Source organism: Mesorhizobium sp. WSM2240, assembly GCF_040438645.1.
Lineage (GTDB): Bacteria > Pseudomonadota > Alphaproteobacteria > Rhizobiales > Rhizobiaceae > Allomesorhizobium.
The window spans coordinates 4,919,916-4,938,540 of sequence record NZ_CP159253.1 but is presented as its reverse complement, the minus strand read 5'-3'; the positions used below and the strand labels follow the sequence as shown (position 1 = coordinate 4,938,540).

The window sequence follows — 18,625 nt, the reverse complement described above, 5'->3', positions numbered from 1 at the left end:
TCTCTCCCGGGCGCAGCCCGGAAGCGATAGAATCCCCTCGGGCGGCGAATGTCTCCCGCACCTGAACCCGGCTCCGGCCGGGTTCTTTTTATCTAACGCCACGGATGCCCAAGCTTCAGGCTCAATGGGTCCTTTGTAGACATGAGGTTGACGCTGGACGCGGGTTGTCGAAATATCTCCGGCGAGGGCAGGGCCCATTTTCAAGGAGCAGCATCATGAGATCTCGCAAAGTTGCCATTGTCGCCTCCGCCCTTCTGGCGATGTCCCTCGCCGGTTGCGCGACGAGTGAACAGGAACAGCGCGCCGGTACCGGTGCATTGGTGGGCGCCGGTGTCGGCGCCCTTGCCGGCCAGGCGATTGGCGGCAATACCAAGTCCACTGTGGTCGGCGCCGGCGCCGGCGCGCTGCTTGGCGCTGCCGTAGGCACGGCTACCACTCCACGTCCGCAATATTGCCGCTACCAGCGTGCGGACGGCTCGATCTACACCGCACGGTGCTAAGCGTCTGACCTGTCGGGCGACCGGGCGCAGCATGTTCGCGCGTTCGGCCGCCCAGCGCCCTTTCAGCAAGAAGAATCATCAAGCCGCCGCCAGCGGCTTGATGAAATGCGCGGTTTCGGCAGCGAGAGCGTGAGCACGCGCGGCAGAGGCATGCACGCCAGGGCAAGGTGCATGGTTAATGCGGCCTTAACCTTCCCCCCGATAGGCTGGAAGCCGAATCTGCCCGAGATTTGTTGTCGGGCGAAATTTATTGCGGACGGGGAACGGGAATGCGTTCAGCCACACAATTCGCGCTGACCGATACGGAGCACGGCTTCCAGGCATTTGCGCGCCGGCAGGTCGGCCGCGCGGTCGGCCTGGCGCTTTTCGCCTTTGTCGCCTTCGGCCTCGCCAGCCTCGGGACGTGGAACGTCGCCGATCCGAGTTTCAGCCACGCCACCGCAAATCCGGTGACAAATGCAATGGGCTACCCCGGCGCGGTCTTTGCCGACCTCGCCATGCAGTTCTACGGCCTGTCTTCGGTCGCCGCGCTCGTTCCGGCGGTGATCTGGGGGTTCTTTTTCGCCACGGCGCGCGGCGTCGACAGGATGCCGCGGCGGGCGCTGGCATGGTTCGGCGCTTCGCTGTTTTTCGCGGCGATCGCCGGGTGCGTCACGGCGCCGCCGACCTGGCCGCTCCCTTCCGGCCTCGGCGGCGTGTTCGGCGACATGGTGCTGAAGCTGCCGTCGCTCGCGACCGGCGGCTATCCGACCGGCTGGGTCGCCAGTCTGCTCGTCATGGCCTTTGCCGGTCCCGCCGTCTGGCTCTCGGCCTATGGTTCGGGACTGCTTTCGCGGCGGAACGGCTTTGCGCCGATCGACCGGGCACCGCTCCGAGAAGAGCGCGAGCCCGACAATCTGGCGCTCGGCAACGACGACGATGATGATGACGAAGGCATCCTCGCCCTTGGCGCCATCACCCATTGGTGGCTCTCGATCCGGGCGTTCTTTCGTCGCCGGGCAGCAAATCGCCGCCGCGATGACGGCTTCGACGATGAAATTCGCCCGCAGAGCGGCTGGCGGCGCGCTGCCGAGCGCGTCGAGTTTGCCGAGATGGCCGAAGCCAGAGTCAGCGCCAGAGGCCGGGCGAGGGTCGAGCCTGAATTTTTTGCCGCCATGGTGGCAGACGGACGCGCGCCTTCCATCGACCCGGACGACGATGAGGAAGCGGATTTCTCGCTCGACCCGGACGACGGGCGACCGGCCGCCCCGCAGGTGCAGAATTTCCGCTCGCCTCAGTCGGTTCGGGTGGAGGGACCCGCTCCGCGTCCGGCGCCGGGCGGGCGGGTGCAGCGCGAGGCGCAGACTTCTCTGATAGGCTCCTCCAAGTTCGAGATGCCGACGCTGCACTTCCTGAGCGAGCCGAAGAACGTGGTGCGCGACGCCTCGCTATCGAAGGACGCGCTGGAACAGAACGCAAGGCTGCTCGAGGGCGTGCTGGAGGATTTCGGCGTGAAGGGCGAGATCATCCACGTCCGGCCGGGTCCGGTGGTGACGCTCTATGAACTGGAGCCGGCGCCAGGCATCAAATCGTCGCGCGTCATCGGCCTTGCCGACGACATCGCCCGTTCGATGAGCGCGATCGCCGCACGCGTCGCAGTGGTTCCGGGCCGCAACGCCATCGGCATCGAACTGCCCAACGCCAAGCGCGAAACGGTCTATCTGCGCGAGATCCTCGCCAGCCGCGATTTCGAGACGACCAAGGCCAAGCTCGCGCTTGCGCTCGGCAAGACGATCAATGGCGAAGCGGTGATCGTCGACATCGCCAAGATGCCGCACGTGCTGGTGGCCGGCACCACCGGCTCGGGCAAGTCGGTGGCTATCAACACCATGATCCTGTCCCTGCTCTACCGCATGACGCCGCAGGAGTGCCGGCTGATCATGATTGATCCGAAGATGCTGGAACTGTCGGTCTATGACGGCATCCCGCATCTGCTGACGCCTGTCGTGACCGATCCGAAGAAGGCTGTCGTGGCGCTGAAATGGACAGTGCGGGAAATGGAGGACCGCTACCGCAAGATGTCCAAGGTCGGCGTGCGCAACATCGACGGATTCAACCAGCGCGTGGCAATGGCCGAGAAGAAGGGCGAACGCATCTCGCGGACGGTGCAGACCGGCTTCGACAAGCAGACCGGCGAGGCGATCTACGAAACGGAAAATCTCGATCTCGAGCCGATGCCTTTCATCGTCGTCATCATCGACGAGATGGCCGACCTCATGATGGTCGCCGGCAAGGACATCGAAGGCGCGGTGCAGCGGCTTGCGCAGATGGCGCGCGCGGCCGGCATCCATGTCATCATGGCTACGCAGCGGCCCTCAGTCGACGTCATCACGGGTACGATCAAGGCCAATTTCCCGACCCGCATCTCGTTCCAGGTCACTTCCAAGATCGACAGCCGCACCATTCTGGGCGAGCAGGGCGCCGAACAGCTGCTCGGCATGGGTGACATGCTCTACATGGCCGGCGGCGGGCGCATCCAGCGCGTGCACGGGCCTTTCGTCTCGGACGACGAGGTCGAGAAGGTCGTCGCCCACCTCAAGCTGCAGGGCGTGCCCGAATATCTCGACGCGATTACCGAGGACGATGGTGAGGACGACGATGACGGCGGTTCGCGCTCGGGCGGCGGCAGTTCCGGCGGCGGCAATTTCGAGGATTCCGAGGATCCTTACGATCAGGCGGTCTCCGTCGTGTTGCGCGACGGCAAGGCCTCGACGAGCTATATCCAGCGCCGGCTCGGGATCGGCTATAACCGCGCCGCCTCGATCATCGAGAAGATGGAGAAGGAAGGTATCGTCGGCCCGGCCAACCACGCCGGAAAGCGTGAAATCCTGGTGCCCACCGAGGAGGACAAGTTTTAGCCGCCCTTGCCGCCGCCAAACTTAAGCCCAACTAACTCAATATCGACAGGCATAAGTTTTGATGAACGCGAAAGTGACCACCGTCATGACAAAAGACACCCCAAATCAGCTCCATGGGTCCAGCGCTACGCGACGCGCATTTCTGGGCCTGGCTGTTTTGGCCGCAGGCAGCTTCGCCCTCAAGTCGACGACCGGCATCAGCCTCGTCGCCCCGGCCCATGCCGCGGCCTCCGAAACGGCGCAGAAAATCGCCGACCACTTTGCCAGCGTGCGCACCATGACCGGCGAATTCGTGCAGTTCGGGCCGCGCGGCGAACAGACCGGCGGCAAGTTCTACATAGAACGCCCGGGCAAGATCCGCTTCAACTATGACGGCTCATCCGGCTTCAAGGTGATCTCCGACGGCCAATCCGTCGTGCTTGACAACAAGAAGATGAACACGATGGACCTCTATCCATTGTCGAAGACGCCGCTGAAGCTGCTGCTCGACGAACGCATCGACCTGTCCGGCAACAAGGTCAGGAGCGTCAAGGAAGAGGAAGATTTGACGACGATCCAGCTCGCCGACAAATCGGTTTTTGGCAATTCGCACATCACCATGATGTTCGATCCGAAATCCTACGATCTTCGCCAGTGGACCATTACCGACGCGCAGGGCAAGGATACGACGGTGATGATCTTCAATGTGCGGCAGGGCGTTAAGATCGACCAGGATCTGTTCAAGATCGACTACAGGCGCAATATTGAGCTGAACAAAAAGAGGCATTCCAGCCGCTAGTCGGCATTCCCGCGGAGCGCCTCCGGGGCGTTAACTGTGGAAAGGCTGGGTAGCGCCCGCTTGTCGTGGCGACGTGCTTGTAATCCGTGCGCGGCGCTGCCAGTTTCCGGGCCTTGTTTCCCGTCCGGATCTCCTCATGACATTCACCATCGCCACCTGGAACATCAATTCCGTGCGGCTGCGCATGCCGATCGTGGAGCGGCTTCTGCTCGAGCGCGCGCCCGACATTCTGTGTCTTCAGGAAACGAAATGTCCCGACGATCTGTTTCCTTTCGCGGCGTTTCGGAAGCTCGGCTACGAGCACATCTCGATCAGCGGCCAGAAAGGTTATCATGGCGTGGCGACCATCGCGCGCCGGCCGATCGAAACGGTGGAGAAGCGAGATTTCTGCCTGAAGGGCGACTGCCGGCATCTTTCGGTGCGGATTGCAGCAGGCGGAAAGTCGCTGTTGGTGCACAATTTCTATGTTCCAGCCGGAGGCGACGAACCCGATCCGGAGATCAACTGGAAATTCCGTCACAAGCTTGATTTCGTAGCCGAAATGAATGCTATCCGGGCTGAATATAACGAGCTTTCGGGGTCAATTCTGGTTGGCGACTTGAACATCGCGCCGCTCGAGCACGATGTCTGGTCGCACAAGCAGCTTCTCAATGTCGTCAGCCATACGCCGGTGGAGACCGAAAGCTTCGAAGCCATGCGCAAGGCCGGCGAATGGGTGGATCTGATGCGACTCAATGTGCCGCTCGACCAGAAGCTCTATACTTGGTGGAGTTATCGCGCCCAGGATTGGGAGCTCTCCAACCGCGGACGCCGCCTCGACCATATCTGGTCATCGTCGAACCTGACAGAATGTCTCTCCGGCATCGAAATCCTGCGCGAGGCGCGCGGATGGGACCGGCCGTCAGACCATGTACCGGTCATTGCCCGATTCGAACTTGATTGAAGGGTTTTAACTCTCGAAACGCGAGGCAACGGCTTCGATGCGGCGGACGAGCGCCTGCAGATCTTCGACGATGCGCTGGCGCAGCGTGATCGCGAGCTCGGGATACTCTTCCAGGATGCGGTGGAACATCTTGCGGTTCAGCCGCAGGATTTCGGCGTTGGTCGCAGCGGCAGCGCTTGTAAGCCGTCTGGTGTCGGCGATCAGGGCGAGTTCGCCCAGCATTGCGCCGGCCTCGGCCGTGCCGACGGGAATGCGCTGATCGCCCTGTTCGCGAAACAGGCTTATCGTGCCTTTGATCACGACGTATGCGGAATCGGCTTCGTCATCTTCGCGATAAAGCTTTCTGTCGGCCGCAAGATGCATGGTTTCGGCGCCGAAGGCGAGCAGACGCAACTGTTCCTGGCTGAAGCCCTCGAAAAGCCTCACGCCGGACAGGATGCGAATTTCGTCATCCAGCGCCATTGTGTCCCCGATTCACGGCGCTGATCCCTCCCTCCTTCGGCAGCCCCCACTGCCGGAGAACCGGTTACGGAACCAGCTTGTATCCGCCGCTTTCTGTCACAAGAATTTCTGCATTGGAAGGATCGCGCTCGATCTTCTGGCGAAGCCGGTAAACGTGCGTTTCAAGAGTGTGGGTGGTGACGCCGGAATTGTAGCCCCAGACCTCTTCGAGAAGGATGTCGCGGGTCACCACTTTCTGGTCGGCGCGATATAGATATTTGATGATCGAGGCTTCTTTTTCCGTCAGCCTCACTTTAGCGCCGCGCTGGTCGATCAGCAGCTTCTGGCTGGGCTTGAACGTGTAGGGACCGACGGAAAAGGTAGCGTCCTCGCTCTGCTCGTGCTGGCGCAGCTGGGCGCGGATGCGGGCGAGCAATACGGCGAAGCGAAACGGCTTCGTTACGTAGTCGTTGGCGCCTGCCTCGAGCCCCAGGATAGTGTCGGAATCGGTGTCGTGGCCGGTCAGCATGATGATCGGCGCCTTGTAGCCGCCCTTGCGCAGGAGCTTGACAGCTTCGCGGCCATCCATGTCCGGCAGACCCACATCCATTACCAGGAGATCGATGAGGCCGGCGCGGGCCACCGCGATGCCCTTGGCCGCGGTTGCTTCCTGCAGGACGTCGAATTCCTCGTACAGAGACAGTTGCTCGACAAGTGTGGCGCGCAGGTCTTCGTCGTCATCAACGATCAGGATGGTTCGAGATGTCATGGATCAATCCGTTGTTTCTAAAAGAAATTCTGTTGACCGTTCATCGTTTATGCGGAACGTAGCCATCGGAACAGCCAATCACGGTGATTTGCTTCGCAATGCGATCATACTCCAAAAAACGTGAACGCAATGGGGCCGGGACAAAATTGCGGGGTGGCCTTTCGGCGCTGACAGTGCGGGCGAAGCCGGGCGACCGCTGCAAAGGGCTCCTGAATGCCGGCGGAATGGTGTTTCCATGCGCTATAGGCCACGGCGGCATATCCTCGCGCAAACGCGAAGGCGATGGTGCGACGCCGTTGGCGCGCATGCGCATCCTCTCGGGCTACTTTCGCCGCGACCGTTTTGCGCCCGGGAATTCACGGCTGTCCATGACCCCAATCGATGCATCGCTCGGCTGGTGTGAAGTTCCGGACGACCGCAACTACAACCGTCCGGTGAAGCTGCCCTATGCCGCCAGCCACGAACACATGCTGCGCGAAGACAGGCTCTACGATGTCTGCATCGTGCTCGACTGGAACATCACGCCGCGTCGACGCGGACGCGGCAGCGCTATCTTCTTCCATCTCGCAAGACCGGGCTTCACCCCGACGCAAGGTTGCGTGGCGGTGACTGCCAAGGTGATGGCCCGGCTTTTGCCGGTTCTTTCGAAGCGGACGGTGCTGACCGTTACGCGATAAACAGCTCAGGCTTAGCGGTCCGAGACGATCTTGACCTTGTCGCCGGCGGAAACCGATGCGCCCGGCGACAGCGCGTTGAGCAGCCGGAAAAGTTCAAGCTTCTTGTCGACCCCGGCCATCTGCGCGGAAAGCGAGCCGACCGTGTCGCCGGGCCTGACGGTGACGACGCGGATGCGCAGCGGCTTGAGCGCCGCTTTTTCGCTAGCGCTCAGCGCCTTGAAACTGCCGCTGACGGCGCGCGCGACCGGGTCGAGCGAGGTGTTGGCCAAGGGCGCCGCCGTCAGCAGGCGATAGACCTTGCCGCCAGTGCGAATCACAGTGATGTCGAACTGCCAGCCTTCGGCCCGTGCGCTCGCCACAGCGGCCTGATTGCCATTGATTGTCTCGGCTCGCACGCTGGCATTGTCGAGACCGGCGACCCAGCCGCTGCGGATATAGTCGGTGAGCGGCACGTTGGGGTCGATCGAAACGCCGTCGAAGCGGATCGCCATGTCGCCGGGGCCGGTCGCGGTGACCGCTGCGGCCGAATTGTCGATGACGAAACCCGCCGGCACCGAGAACGAGACGCCGAGCCCTGGATGCAGGAAAGTGTTGCCGCGGACATAGCCTTCTTCCGGCGTGTCGCCGAACAGCAGCCCGTCAATGCCGGCGAGGAACGAATCGCGGTCGGTTACGCCGGTGCCCTGCGTACCGAACTGGCGGGCATGGCGCTGGGCCAGCTCGATACGCTGCGGCGCATTAGGGTGGCTGGCGAGGAAGTCGAGATTCGGGTCGCTGGCGCCGCTGACGCTGCGCATCTCGCTGTAGGCGGCCATGGATTGGAGGAAGCGGCCCGCCGCAAACGGGTCGAAGCCTGCCTGGCCGCTGGCCCTGATGCCGATGGCGTCGGCCTCCAGCTCCTGGTTGCGCGAGAACTGCGCGAGGCGCAGCTTGCCGCGGATCAGCGCCACCTTGGCGCTCGGGTTCTCGCCGAGAACATCGGTGACGACCCTGGTGGCAAGCACCTCCTCGGCTTCCTTCTGCTGGCGCTGCAGGCCGTGATTGGCCGTGACGTGGCCCATCTCGTGGGCGATGACGGCGGCGAGCTCGGCCGAATCATTGGCCAACGCCAGAAGCCCGCGCGTCACATAGAGATACCCGCCCGGCAGCGCGAAGGCGTTGACGTTGGGAGAGTTGAGGATGGTGATCCTGTAGGCCTGGGTCGGATTGCCCGAAACGGTGGTCAGATTGCCCACCACCTTGGCCACCATGCGCTCCAGCTTGGGATCGGAATACTCGCCGCCATAGGTGGCGAGAATGCGCGGATGCTGGCCGCGCGCGATCTCCGCCAGCCTGTCGTTGCGCGAAACATTGTCGACGGTGACCGGATTGTCGGAAGGCTGGAACGCGGATTCCTTGATATCGGGCGTCATCGACTGGCAGCCCGCGACGAACGCGGTCAACGCCACCGCCATGCCGAAGCGCGCAGTAATGCGCGCCGGCTTCGGCGTGATCGCTTCCGTGGTCAGGCAAGTCGGCAGAACGCGTTCCTTTCTCGCGACAATCCGGAGCATGATGACTGATCAATGTTACGCGGACCTGAACAAGACCCGCATATGCAAATCACGCAGGAAAGTTCAAGCGCGGTTTGCCTGCAAATTATGTCGTCTTCCGGGCGGTTTCGGTTGAAAGGCCCCCTGTTTCTTTCGTGCCGATATAGCGCCTGAACGCCTCGGGTCCATCAGGTCCGAAGAAAAACTCGATTTCGCCTGTCGCGGCGACGGTTCCGCTTTCAAGAAAGATCATGCGCTGCGCGATACGACGCGCATCCCCCGGCTGGTGCGTGACCAGCACCACCGTCATCTCGCGCTCGGCATGCAAGCTTGTGACGAGGTCGAGCATGTCTTCACGCAGCGCGGGGCCGAGAGAGGCGAAGGGCTCGTCCAGCAGCAGCACCGGGCGGTCACGCACAAGCGCGCGGGAGAGCGCGACGCGTTGCCGCTCGCCGCCTGAAAGCTCTCGCGGCAGGCGTTTCTCCTTGCCGGAAAGACCCGTGCGTTCAAGCGCGCCGGCTACCGCTTCACGGTCTTTCGCCGTCAGCCTGAGGGCCGGCGAGCGGCCGAGCCCGACATTTTGCTCTACGCTCAGATGCGCAAACAGATTGTTCTCCTGGAACACCATCGATACCGGCCGCGCGGCCGGCGCCAGGCGGGTAACATCCATTCCGCCGATCAGGACGCGGCCCGCCTGCGGCGTCTCGAAACCGGCTATCAGATTGAGCAGCGTCGATTTCCCGGAACCGCTGGCGCCCATGATTGCGGTTATGGTGGATGCCTTGATCTCCGTGTCGAAATTCATGGCGGCTTCGCCATAGCTGAAGGCGACATGGTCGAGCCGGATTGCAGCGCCTGTGGTCATCGCGGGAGAAAGCCCTTTCCGAGCCGGTCGGCCAACATCATCAGCGCCAGGCAGAGCAGGCCGAGCAGCAGGGCAAGCCCCGCGGCATCATCGGTGCGGTAGCTGCCCATGCGCGCCAGAAGCAGATAGGGCAGGGTCTGCACGGCATCGCTGCCGAACAGCGCTATAACGCCGAGATCGCCGAGCGATAGCGCCATGGCGAAGGCGAATGCCGTCATCAACGGTCGCCGCAGAACCGGCCATTCCACCAGCCTCAGCCGATTCCAGCCGCCGATGCCGAGTTGCGCGCACAGGCGCTCATGGCGTTCGCTCGCCGCGTCGTGGGCAGGCCGAACGGCTCGGATTGCAAAGGGCATCGCCATGACTGCGTTGACGGTCACCACCATGACAGGCGCCACAGCGAAAACGTCGCCGAAATGGCGCAAGAGCACGAACCATCCGGCGCCAATGACGATCGGCGGCACCACCAGAACAAGGCTGGCGCCGGTGTCGACGACGCTTTCGAGGAGCGTCTTGCGACCGCTTCCGCGCCTTAGCGCCAGCGCCCGCCGCGCCATGACGAGCGAAAGCGCCAACGCCGCCGAAAGCAGCGCTGATAGCGTAGCGAGCACGATACTGGTTGTCGTTGCCTGCCGCACCGCGGTTTCACCCGCCAATCGGACAAGATCAGCGTCCAGTCCGGCGATAACCGTCGCCAGCATCGGGCCGGCAACGAACAGCAGCGCTATGATGAGGAGCACGGTGTTGAACGTCGTTTCCGGCTTGCTGGCAGAAACGTAGCGGCGCGGCGCGACCGGCAGATTTGCATCGCTGGTGATGTTGGCGCCGAGCCGCATCAGCGCGAAAACAACTGCCACGGTGAGCGCGATCTGCAGCAGCGTCAATGCGACCGCTCGCGCGGGATCAAAGTCGAAGCGCAGCGATTGGTAGATCGCCACCTCGAGCGTGGTGGCGCGCGGCCCGCCGCCGAGCGTGAGCACGATGGTGAAGGAGGTGATGCAGAGCATGAAGACCAGCCCGGCGACGCCAGGCAGGCTGGCGCGCAGAGCCGGCCATTCGATCAGCCGGAAGGCGGGTCTCGCCCCCATGCCGAGTTGGCTCGCCAGCCGCCATTGGTCGGCGGGCACCGTGTCGAGCGCTTCGAGAAACAGCCGCGTCGCCAGCGGCAGGTTGAAGAAGACGTGCGCGACCAGGATGCCGGAAAGGCCGTAAATGCCCGGCCAGTTCTGGCCGGCGACGGCGCTGAACACGTCGGCGAAATAGCCGGCGCGGCCATAAAGCGCCAGAACGCCTAGCGCGGCGACGATCGCCGGCAGCGCCAGCGGCACGGCGAAAAGGCGCAGGATGAGGCTTCTGCCGGGAAAACTCGGATGGCGCGACAGAGCGCGGGCAACGAAGATCGCCGGAACCACCGACAGTGCGGTCGACAGCAGCGCCTGCCACAGGGTGAAGCGCATGACGCGGAACAGGTAGGAATCGAAAGCCGATAGAGGGCCGGATATTTCCCGCGCGCCTTCGACGATCAGCCCAGCGAAAGCGCCGCCGATGAGGATCGCGATTGCCGTCAGCGCGACAATGCCTGCGGCGATGCGGGGGTTGGCGGTTGTCAGTCTCAGCACGCTGGCGCTGCCCCTCATCCTTACCCTCTCCCCGTGAAGGACGGGGAGAGGGGGTCGTCAGCGTTGGAATATCGCCCTTCTCCTCGTTGTTCACGGGGAGAAGGTGCCGGCAGGCGGATGAGGGGCAGTCGGCTCATTGCCGGTTAATCACTCGCTCATCACGGCGAGCCACTCGTCGACCCAGGCCTTGCGGTTCTCTGCGACCTCTTCGGGGCCGAAGGTAAGCGTCTTTGCCGGCTGCACCAGATCGGCGAATGCCGGGTGAAGGGGTTTCTCGGTCCGGCCCGCCGGGAACATCCAGTTGGTCTCGGGAATGACATCCTGGAAGCCAGGCCCGGTCATGAATGCCATGAACTTCTGCGACAGCGGGTTTTTCGCGCCGGTGGTGGTTATGCCGGCCACCTCGACCTGGAGATAGTGCCCTTCCTCGAAAGCCGCCGCCTGATACCTTTTGGTGTTTTCCGCAATGACGTGGTAGGCGGGCGAGGTGGTGTAGGACAGCACCATCGGCGCTTCTCCCTTGGTGAACAGGCCGTAAGACTCGCTCCAGCCCGGCGTGACCGTCAATACGCGCTTCTGCAGCTTCGCCCAGGCCTCCGGCGCCTCATCGCCATAGACGGCCTTGACCCAGAGCAGCAGGCCAAGGCCGGGCGTCGAGGTGCGCGGATCCTGGATGACGATCTTCTGTTCCGGATCGCCCTCAACCAGCTCCTTCATGCTTTTCGGCGGGTTCTCGAGCTTTTCCGTATCGTATACGACGGCGAAATAGCCGTAGTCGAACGGCACGAAGACATCGTCGGTCCAGCCGCCGGGCACGTTGACGTTAGCGAGATCGGTGCCTGACGGGGCGAACAGGCCCGTCGCCTCGGCCTCGGCTGTAAGGTTGGTGTCAAGGCCGAGCACGATATCGGCCTTGGTTGAGGCGCCTTCGAGCCTCACCCGGTTGAGCAGCGCCACGCCGTCGGCGACCGAGACGAATTCGAGATCGCAGTCGCACTCCGCCTCGAAAGCCTTTTCGACCTGCGGCCCCGGGCCCCACTCGGCGGTGAAGCTCTCATAGGTGTAGATGGTGAGCTTTTCCTGCGCGAAAGCCGGAACGGCCGCGGCGGAAATCGCTAGTGCTGAGACAAGGGACAACAAAATGCGCATCGGCGCCTCCTTCATTCGTTTTGAAAGGGAATTGAAGCGCCGGGCGTCCGAGGCATCTAATCCCTCCGCCGGTGCAAACCGGATCAGGTTCAGCGGGTTGGCGATCTGCCTCTCAGCCGGCATGCGAAACGTCGCATCCGGCACCCCGTTAGAGCATTTCCAGACATAGGGCCGCCGGGCGGGCAGAGCAAGCGCTTGTTTGCGGGCGATGGCGCGCAATCGCCGCCTTCCGTTTCGGGGGCGGCGCGTGATAAGGGCCACCGCCATGAGCAGATTTGCAATCCTCCTCGGCGGCGGCCTCGTCCGCACGCCGCGCCTCGACGCGCAAATCGCCGGCGCGCGCGTCATCGCGGCCGATTCGGGCATCCGGCATGCGGCGGCACTTGGGGTCGAGCCGGAACTTTGGGTCGGCGATTTCGATTCGGTTCCGCCGGTCCTGCCGGCGCATTATTCAGATATTCCGCGCAAGACGTTTCCGTCCGCAAAGGACAAGACCGACGGCGAACTGGCCATCGCAGAGGCTCTTGGTCTCGGCGCGACGTCGCTGGTGCTGTGCGGCGCGTTCGGCGGGCAGCGCGCCGACCATGAGTTCCTGCACCTCGCGCTGGCGGTCAGGCTCGCCGAAGCAGGCGTCGAGGTGTTATTGACCAGTGGCGCGCAGGAAGGAATTCCGCTGCTGCCGGGCGCCGCCGAGTTCGACTATGACGACGACGGCATGCTGTTTTCCATTCTCGGCTTCTCCCGACTTTTCGGGCTGTCGGTCGAGGGCGCAAAATGGCCGCTCGATAGGGTCGAGGTGGCGTTCGGCTCTTCGCTGACGATCTCCAACGAGACGCGGGGGCGCCTGCGCATTTCCCTGGAAAGCGGCCGCGCCGTCCTGCTGGCTCATCCTTACCCGCTTCCGGAACACTGAACGACATGGCGCCACCGCTTCTCAATCTCGACGGCATCAGACTGACCTTCGGCGGCGCGCCCTTGCTCGATGGCGCGTCGCTTTCGGCCTCGGCCGGCGAGCGCATCGCGCTGGTCGGCCGCAACGGTTCGGGCAAATCGACGCTGCTCAGGATTGCCGCCGGCCTGGTCGAGCCGCAGGACGGCGAGGTGTTCCGCCAGCCTTCCGCGACGATCCGCTATTTGCCGCAGATGCCGGACATGGAAGGTTTTGGCAGCGTTCGCGCCTATGTCGAGGCCGGGCTTGGGCCGGCCGACGATCCCTACCGCGCAACCTATCTGATGGAGCATCTCGGTCTGACAGGTGAGGAGAGCCCGAACGATCTTTCCGGCGGCGAGGCACGTCGCGCCGCTCTCGCCCGCGTCATGGCGCCCGAGCCCGACATATTGCTGCTCGACGAGCCGACCAACCATCTCGACCTGCAGGTGATCGAGTGGCTGGAAGAGGAGATGAACCGCTCGTCGTCGGCGCTGATCGTGATTTCGCACGACCGCCGCTTTCTCGAGCGCGTCTCGCGGACGACTGTGTGGCTTGACCGCGGCCGGACCCGGCGGCTGGAAAAAGGTTTCGCGCATTTCGAGGAATGGCGCGACACGATCCTCGAAGAGGAAGAGCGCGAACAGCACAAGCTCGGCCGCCAGATCGTGCGCGAGGAGCACTGGCTGCGCTACGGCGTGACGGCGCGGCGCAAGCGCAACATGCGACGGCTGGGCGAACTCCAGTCGATGCGGCAGCGCTTTCGCGGCCACCGCGGGGCGGAAGGCGTCGCCACGATGGCGGCGAGCGACGCGGCCGAATCCGGAAAGCTGGTCATCGAGGCAAAGAACATCGAGAAGAGCTTCGGCGACCTGACTGTCGTGAAGGGGTTTTCCACGCGCATCCAGCGCGGCGACCGCATCGGCTTGGTGGGGCCGAACGGGGCGGGGAAGACAACGCTGCTCAAGATGCTGACCGGCGAATTGAAGCCGGACGCCGGCACGGTTCGGCTTGGCACGAATCTCGAAATTGCCACCCTCGACCAGAAGCGCGCGTCGGTCGACCCGCAGGAGACGCTGGCGCATTTCCTCACCGACGGGCGCGGCGAGAACCTGGTCATCAATGGCGAGGAGCGCCACGTCGTCTCCTACATGAAGGATTTCCTGTTCAAGGCCGAGCAGGCGCGCACGCCCGTGCGCGAGCTTTCCGGGGGCGAGCGGGCGCGGCTGATCCTGGCGCGAGTGCTGGCGCGTCCGGCCAACCTCCTGGTGCTCGATGAGCCGACCAACGATCTCGACATGGAGACGCTGGAGCTTTTGCAGGAACTCGTCGCGGGCTTTGCCGGAACGGTCATACTGGTCAGCCATGACCGCGATTTCCTGGACCGCACCGTGACCAGCATCATCGCGCCGGATGGCGACGGACGCTGGATCGAATATGCGGGCGGCTATTCCGACATGCTGGCGCAACGAGGCGGGACAAAACTGGACGACCGGCGCGGCATCGTGAAAGCGCCGACGGAAGCCTCACGCGCCAACGCTGCCCAGGCAAAGGGTCCAGCAAAAAAGCTGTCCTTCAAGCAGAAATTCGCGCTGGAAAACCTGCCGACAAGAATGGCGGCGGTGTCGGCCTCGATCTCGGCACTGGAGAACAATATTGCCGATCCCGCCTTCTATGAGCGCGACCCCAAGGGCTTTCAGAAGACCATCGCCGCGCTCGACAGGGAGCGCGCCACCCTTGCCGCAATGGAGGAGGAGTGGCTGGAACTTGAAATGCTGCGGGAAGAGCTGGAGGGCTGAGCGGCATTGCGATCGTCTTTTGATGCGCATAGATTGTGCGCATCAATTGGTGAGACACCCATGATGCGCCAGTCCCGTTCCGCACAACGAAAATCGACTAACCTTTCCCTCGACGCGCGGCTGGTCGCCGAGGCGAAGAACCTCGACATCAACATCTCCCGCGTCGCCGAGAAAAGCATCGCGGATGCGGTGGCCGAAGAAAAGGCGCGGCTTTGGAAGATCGAGAACCGAGAGGCGATCCAGAGCCTTAACGAGTATGTAGAGAAACACGGCTTGCCGCTGGAAAAATACCGGCAGTTCTGATGGCGCGGTACGACGTGTTCCCGAATCCGGGCGGACCCGGCTATCTGCTCGAGGTCCAAGCCGACCTTCTGGATGAATTAAACACGCGCGTCGTGGTCCCGCTGGTGCCGTATGTCGAAAAGTTGCGGGTAGTGCGTAAGCTCAATCCGGTTTTCTCAATTAACGGCAAGCATTATGCAATGTTCACGCATCTGATCGCTACGGTTCCCGCGGTTCGGCTTGCCGAGTCCAGAATCAATCTGCTTCCGCACCACGATCAGATCGTCGGCGCGCTCGACATGCTGTTCCAGGGATTCTGACGCGCCGCCCGGCGGCCCTTCATCAGCCGGCGCTGCTGCTTGCGGCCTGCCAGGCTTTCATCGCCTCGTCGAACACTTTCGCGCCGGGAATGCCCTTTTCCATGGTGAAAAGCGCGCGGCGGCCGGACTTGTAGATGACCGGCACGTCGATCCAGCTCTGGCGGCGGAGCAGCGTAAGATTGGCGTCGATCTCCGGCTTGGAATCGTTGAGCGCCACCAGGAAGAAGCCGTCGGCGATCTTGGCAGGAATGCCGATCAGCGGGCTGCCCGCCTCCTGCTCCGAGCCCTTCATCGAAATGCGCAGAACATTGTCGATGCCGCCGCCCTCAAAGCCTTCGGGCGTCAGGAATATAACCTCGATGATGTGGCTGGCCGGCAGCGTCTGGTCGGCGTTGCGCCTGATGGTCATGCGCAATTGCACGTCCTTGCCGGGGATGGTGGCCTCGGCGCGGATCGCCGGCTCGGGGGGCAGGTCGCCGCCAGGTGATTCCTGTACCAGCGACCAGACGATGGAGCCAGGCTCTGCCGAGCCCTCGGCGACATTGGTGCGCTCCTCGTAGAAGATCGCTCTCTGGCCGACGGCGACTGTCGGCTCTGAGACCGGAACATCGGGTTCGGCCGGCGTCTCGCCTTCTGCGGCCGACGGCTGCCCGGCTGGAGGCGCGCCCGGTTCCGCAGCGCCGTTCTGGTCAGCCGGCGCGGCCGGCTCGGGCGTTACAGGCGCACCCGGGGGCTGCGTCGCCGCGGCGACGGAGGTGCCTTCGCCGATGGCGGCCTCGCCGCCGGCCGGACCGGGATCGACTTCGCCGCCATCGCTGGTCAGCCGCTGCGTGAACTTGGTTTCGGCGGGAGCGGCGGCCGGCGGCGTATCGGCCGGCGGAGTTTCCGCCGGAGGCGCCGCAGCCATTTCCGTTTCCGGCTCGTCTTCAGGCTCGACGAGCGGCCTGGTCTCGACCGGTGCTCCGGCCATGGGGCCGGACTGTTCCAGTCCCAGAATGTCGCTGAAGGCGTCCTTGTTCAGCCAGACGCCATAGCCGCCGCCCGCGAGAAGGGCGAGCGCGATGCCGGCCGCTACGAGGCCGCCATAGCTGCGTCGGCGCTCATAGGGACGATCCGGCGCTATGATTTCCGTTTCGGGATCGCCGTCGTCTTCGTCTTCGTGGACCGCGTCGTCGCGCTCCATCTCCGGACCCAGTGCCGGGCTGCCCGCCAATGGCGGAACCTTTTCCGCCGGCGGGGGCTCGGGCGCGGACACCGGCGCGGGAACAGGCGCAGGCTGCGGAGGTGGAGGGGCAGCTTTCGACGCCGCAGGCGGTTCCTGCCGGAGCGGCCGCGGCTCGGGATTCTTCAAAGACGCGAAAACATTCTCGAGTTCGGCCAGCGGGTCGTTCGACGCATGTTCGACTGCATATTCCCGCTCAATGCTGGCGATCGCCTCCTCGAGGGCGCGCTTCTGGCGGTCGATCACGCCTTCGGGCGGCGGCGGGTTCATCGCGGCGAGTTTTGCGGCGATGGTCGAGCGTGCCTTGTCGTACACCTTCTCGCGCGTTTGCGGAGTGGCGTCGTTCAACCCGTCCAGCGTCTTTTTCAGAACCGCTACGAAATCTGCCATGCTTGTCGACCTGTGAATTCCTTGTTCCGGATCGCGCCTTCATGACGGCCGCGAGGCCCGGAAAGGGCCAAAATCTAGTCTTGAAACGGGTCGGTCACAAGTATCGTGTCGTCCCGTTCCGGACTTGTTGAGAGCAGCGCCACCGGCGCGCCGATCAGTTCCTCGATGTGGCGGACATACTTCACCGCCTGGGCCGGCAGGTCGTTCCAGCTGCGCGCGCCCTTGGTCGTCCCTTTCCAGCCTTCCAGCGTTTCATAGACCGGTTCGACGCGCGCCTGCGCGCCCTGGCTCGCCGGCAGATAGTCGATAAGCACGCCGTCGAGGCGGTAGCCGGTGCAGACCTTGATCTCGTCAAGGCCGTCCAGCACGTCGAGCTTGGTCAGCGCGATGCCGTTGATGCCGTTGACCGCTACCGCCTGCCGCACCAGCACCGCGTCAAACCATCCGCAGCGCCGCTTGCGGCCGGTTACGGTGCCGAATTCATGACCCCTGGTGCCCAGGAACTCGCCGATTTCGTTGTCCTGCTCGGTCGGAAACGGCCCCTCGCCGACCCGCGTGGTGTAGGCCTTGGTGATGCCGAGCACATAGCCGATTGAATCGGGACCAATGCCCGCGCCGGGCGAGGCCTGTCCGGCCACTGTATTGGACGAGGTGACGAACGGGTAGGTGCCGTGGTCGATGTCGAGCAGTGTGCCCTGGGCTCCCTCGAACAGGATGCGCGCGCCGGCGCGGCGCCTGTCGTCGAGGATTTTCCAGACCCGGTCCATATAGGGCAGGATGTCGTCGGCGACCGACGTCAGTTCCTGCATGATCGCCTCATGCGCGACCTCAGGATGGCCGAGCCCGCGCCGCAGTGCATTGTGGTGCGTCAGCAGCCGATCCACCTTGAGGGGGAGAGTGTCCAAATCCGCCAAATCCATCACCCGCACGGCGCGGCGGCCGACCTTGTCTTCATAGGCCGGTCCGATGCCTCTGCGGGTTGTCCCTATTTTTGTGCCCGAATTCGACGCCGCATCTTCGCGAAACCCGTCGAGTTCCCGGTGCAAGGACAGGATAAGCGCGGTGTTTTCGGCAATTTTCAGGCATTCGGGCGTAACATCGACGCCTTGAGCCCTCAGCTTCGCCGATTCGGCCACGAATGCATGCGGATCGAAAACAACGCCATTGCCGATGATGGAGAGCTTGCCCTCGCGCACGATACCCGAAGGGAGCAGCGATAGCTTGTAGACCTTGCTGTCGACGACCAGAGTGTGCCCGGCATTATGGCCACCCTGGAAGCGCACGACCACATCGGCGCGCTCCGAGAGCCAGTCGACGATCTTGCCCTTGCCTTCGTCGCCCCACTGCGAGCCGACGACCACCACATTGGCCATGATTATTCCCTTCAGACGCCGCCAAAGCGGCTGCTAGTGCACGAAACGACAGGCCTCTATAACGTCACGAAGCGCGGAGCGCGACCATTCTTTGCCGCGCCAAGTGCTCGCAGGCACAAGATTTTCCGCGTCTGGCGTCCT

At 63.6% G+C, this 18,625-nt stretch carries 17 protein-coding genes and 1 riboswitch; of the genes, 9 read left to right on the top strand and 8 right to left on the bottom strand.

From position 1 onward, the window contains the following. Positions 1-215 precede the first annotated feature (215 nt). The 4 genes from ABVK50_RS24510 to ABVK50_RS24495 all read left to right on the top strand — a co-directional run bounded on the left by ABVK50_RS24510 (position 216) and on the right by ABVK50_RS24495 (position 5,118). Positions 216-500, top strand: a complete 285-nt coding sequence (locus ABVK50_RS24510) for a glycine zipper domain-containing protein (RefSeq protein WP_353644109.1) — start codon at positions 216-218, stop codon at positions 498-500. Positions 501-769: 269 nt separating this feature from the next. Then, the gene (locus ABVK50_RS24505; RefSeq protein WP_353644110.1) at positions 770-3,397 is read left to right on the top strand and encodes a DNA translocase FtsK; all 2,628 of its coding nucleotides are present in this window, start codon (positions 770-772) and stop codon (positions 3,395-3,397) included. Between the two features lie 61 nt (positions 3,398-3,458). Beyond that, complete coding sequence (locus ABVK50_RS24500; protein WP_353644111.1) at positions 3,459-4,175, top strand: outer membrane lipoprotein carrier protein LolA; 717 nt, start codon at positions 3,459-3,461, stop codon at positions 4,173-4,175. A gap of 136 nt (positions 4,176-4,311) precedes the next feature. Next, positions 4,312-5,118 (top strand): exodeoxyribonuclease III, encoded by an 807-nt coding sequence (locus tag ABVK50_RS24495; RefSeq protein ID WP_353644112.1) that lies wholly within the window; start codon positions 4,312-4,314, stop codon positions 5,116-5,118. Between the two features lie 6 nt (positions 5,119-5,124). On the opposite strand, the gene ABVK50_RS24490 is transcribed toward ABVK50_RS24495, so the two are convergent. Both ABVK50_RS24490 and ABVK50_RS24485 read right to left on the bottom strand, forming a co-directional pair. Continuing rightward, positions 5,125-5,580, bottom strand: a complete 456-nt coding sequence (locus tag ABVK50_RS24490; protein WP_353644113.1) for a cyclic nucleotide-binding domain-containing protein — start codon at positions 5,578-5,580, stop codon at positions 5,125-5,127. A gap of 64 nt (positions 5,581-5,644) precedes the next feature. After that, entirely contained in the window at positions 5,645-6,328 is a 684-nt protein-coding gene (locus ABVK50_RS24485) for a response regulator transcription factor (RefSeq protein ID WP_353644114.1), read from the bottom strand. 83 nt (positions 6,329-6,411) lie between these two features. On the opposite strand from ABVK50_RS24485, the gene ABVK50_RS24480 reads away from it, so the two are divergent. Beyond that, the gene (locus tag ABVK50_RS24480) at positions 6,412-7,005 is read left to right on the top strand and encodes a L,D-transpeptidase (protein ID WP_353644115.1); all 594 of its coding nucleotides are present in this window, start codon (positions 6,412-6,414) and stop codon (positions 7,003-7,005) included. Between the two features lie 11 nt (positions 7,006-7,016). Here ABVK50_RS24480 and ABVK50_RS24475 read toward each other — a convergent pair whose 3' ends face one another. The 4 genes from ABVK50_RS24475 to thiB all read right to left on the bottom strand — a co-directional run bounded on the left by ABVK50_RS24475 (position 7,017) and on the right by thiB (position 12,170). Continuing rightward, positions 7,017-8,459 (bottom strand): M48 family metalloprotease, encoded by a 1,443-nt coding sequence (locus tag ABVK50_RS24475; protein WP_353645826.1) that lies wholly within the window; start codon positions 8,457-8,459, stop codon positions 7,017-7,019. 184 nt (positions 8,460-8,643) lie between these two features. Further along, a complete protein-coding gene (thiQ, locus tag ABVK50_RS24470; protein ID WP_353644116.1) occupies positions 8,644-9,402 on the bottom strand; it encodes a thiamine ABC transporter ATP-binding protein in 759 nt (252 codons plus the stop codon). Further along, positions 9,399-11,039 carry a thiamine/thiamine pyrophosphate ABC transporter permease gene (gene thiP, locus ABVK50_RS24465; RefSeq protein ID WP_353644117.1) on the bottom strand — a complete coding sequence of 547 codons (1,641 nt, stop codon included), beginning with the start codon at positions 11,037-11,039 and terminating at the stop codon, positions 9,399-9,401. The genes thiQ and thiP overlap by 4 nt, the downstream gene beginning before the upstream one ends. Before the next feature lie 129 nt (positions 11,040-11,168). Beyond that, on the bottom strand, positions 11,169-12,170 hold the full coding sequence (gene thiB / locus ABVK50_RS24460) for a thiamine ABC transporter substrate binding subunit (RefSeq protein ID WP_353644118.1): 1,002 nt from the start codon (positions 12,168-12,170) through the stop codon (positions 11,169-11,171). Between the two features lie 43 nt (positions 12,171-12,213). Next, a riboswitch (TPP riboswitch) is annotated at positions 12,214-12,328 on the bottom strand. 107 nt (positions 12,329-12,435) lie between these two features. Between thiB and ABVK50_RS24455 the strand changes: the two genes are divergently transcribed. From ABVK50_RS24455 to ABVK50_RS24440, 4 genes are read left to right on the top strand one after another with little or no spacing between them, the layout of a single operon-like run. After that, the gene (locus tag ABVK50_RS24455; RefSeq protein WP_353644119.1) at positions 12,436-13,083 is read left to right on the top strand and encodes a thiamine diphosphokinase; all 648 of its coding nucleotides are present in this window, start codon (positions 12,436-12,438) and stop codon (positions 13,081-13,083) included. Positions 13,084-13,088: 5 nt separating this feature from the next. Then, positions 13,089-14,897: an ABC-F family ATP-binding cassette domain-containing protein gene (locus ABVK50_RS24450; protein WP_353644120.1), complete on the top strand. Its 1,809-nt coding sequence runs from the start codon at positions 13,089-13,091 to the stop codon at positions 14,895-14,897. A gap of 60 nt (positions 14,898-14,957) precedes the next feature. Beyond that, the gene (locus ABVK50_RS24445) at positions 14,958-15,200 is read left to right on the top strand and encodes a type II toxin-antitoxin system CcdA family antitoxin (protein WP_353644121.1); all 243 of its coding nucleotides are present in this window, start codon (positions 14,958-14,960) and stop codon (positions 15,198-15,200) included. Further along, on the top strand, positions 15,200-15,499 hold the full coding sequence (locus ABVK50_RS24440) for a CcdB family protein (RefSeq protein WP_353644122.1): 300 nt from the start codon (positions 15,200-15,202) through the stop codon (positions 15,497-15,499). The genes ABVK50_RS24445 and ABVK50_RS24440 overlap by 1 nt, the downstream gene beginning before the upstream one ends. Positions 15,500-15,521: 22 nt before the next feature. Here the strand turns inward: ABVK50_RS24440 and ABVK50_RS24435 are convergent, their stop codons facing one another. Next, the gene (locus tag ABVK50_RS24435) at positions 15,522-17,111 is read right to left on the bottom strand and encodes a hypothetical protein (RefSeq protein WP_353644123.1); all 1,590 of its coding nucleotides are present in this window, start codon (positions 17,109-17,111) and stop codon (positions 15,522-15,524) included. 74 nt (positions 17,112-17,185) lie between these two features. Beyond that, a complete protein-coding gene (locus tag ABVK50_RS24430) occupies positions 17,186-18,484 on the bottom strand; it encodes an adenylosuccinate synthase (RefSeq protein WP_353644124.1) in 1,299 nt (432 codons plus the stop codon). Positions 18,485-18,625: the final 141 nt, after the last annotated feature.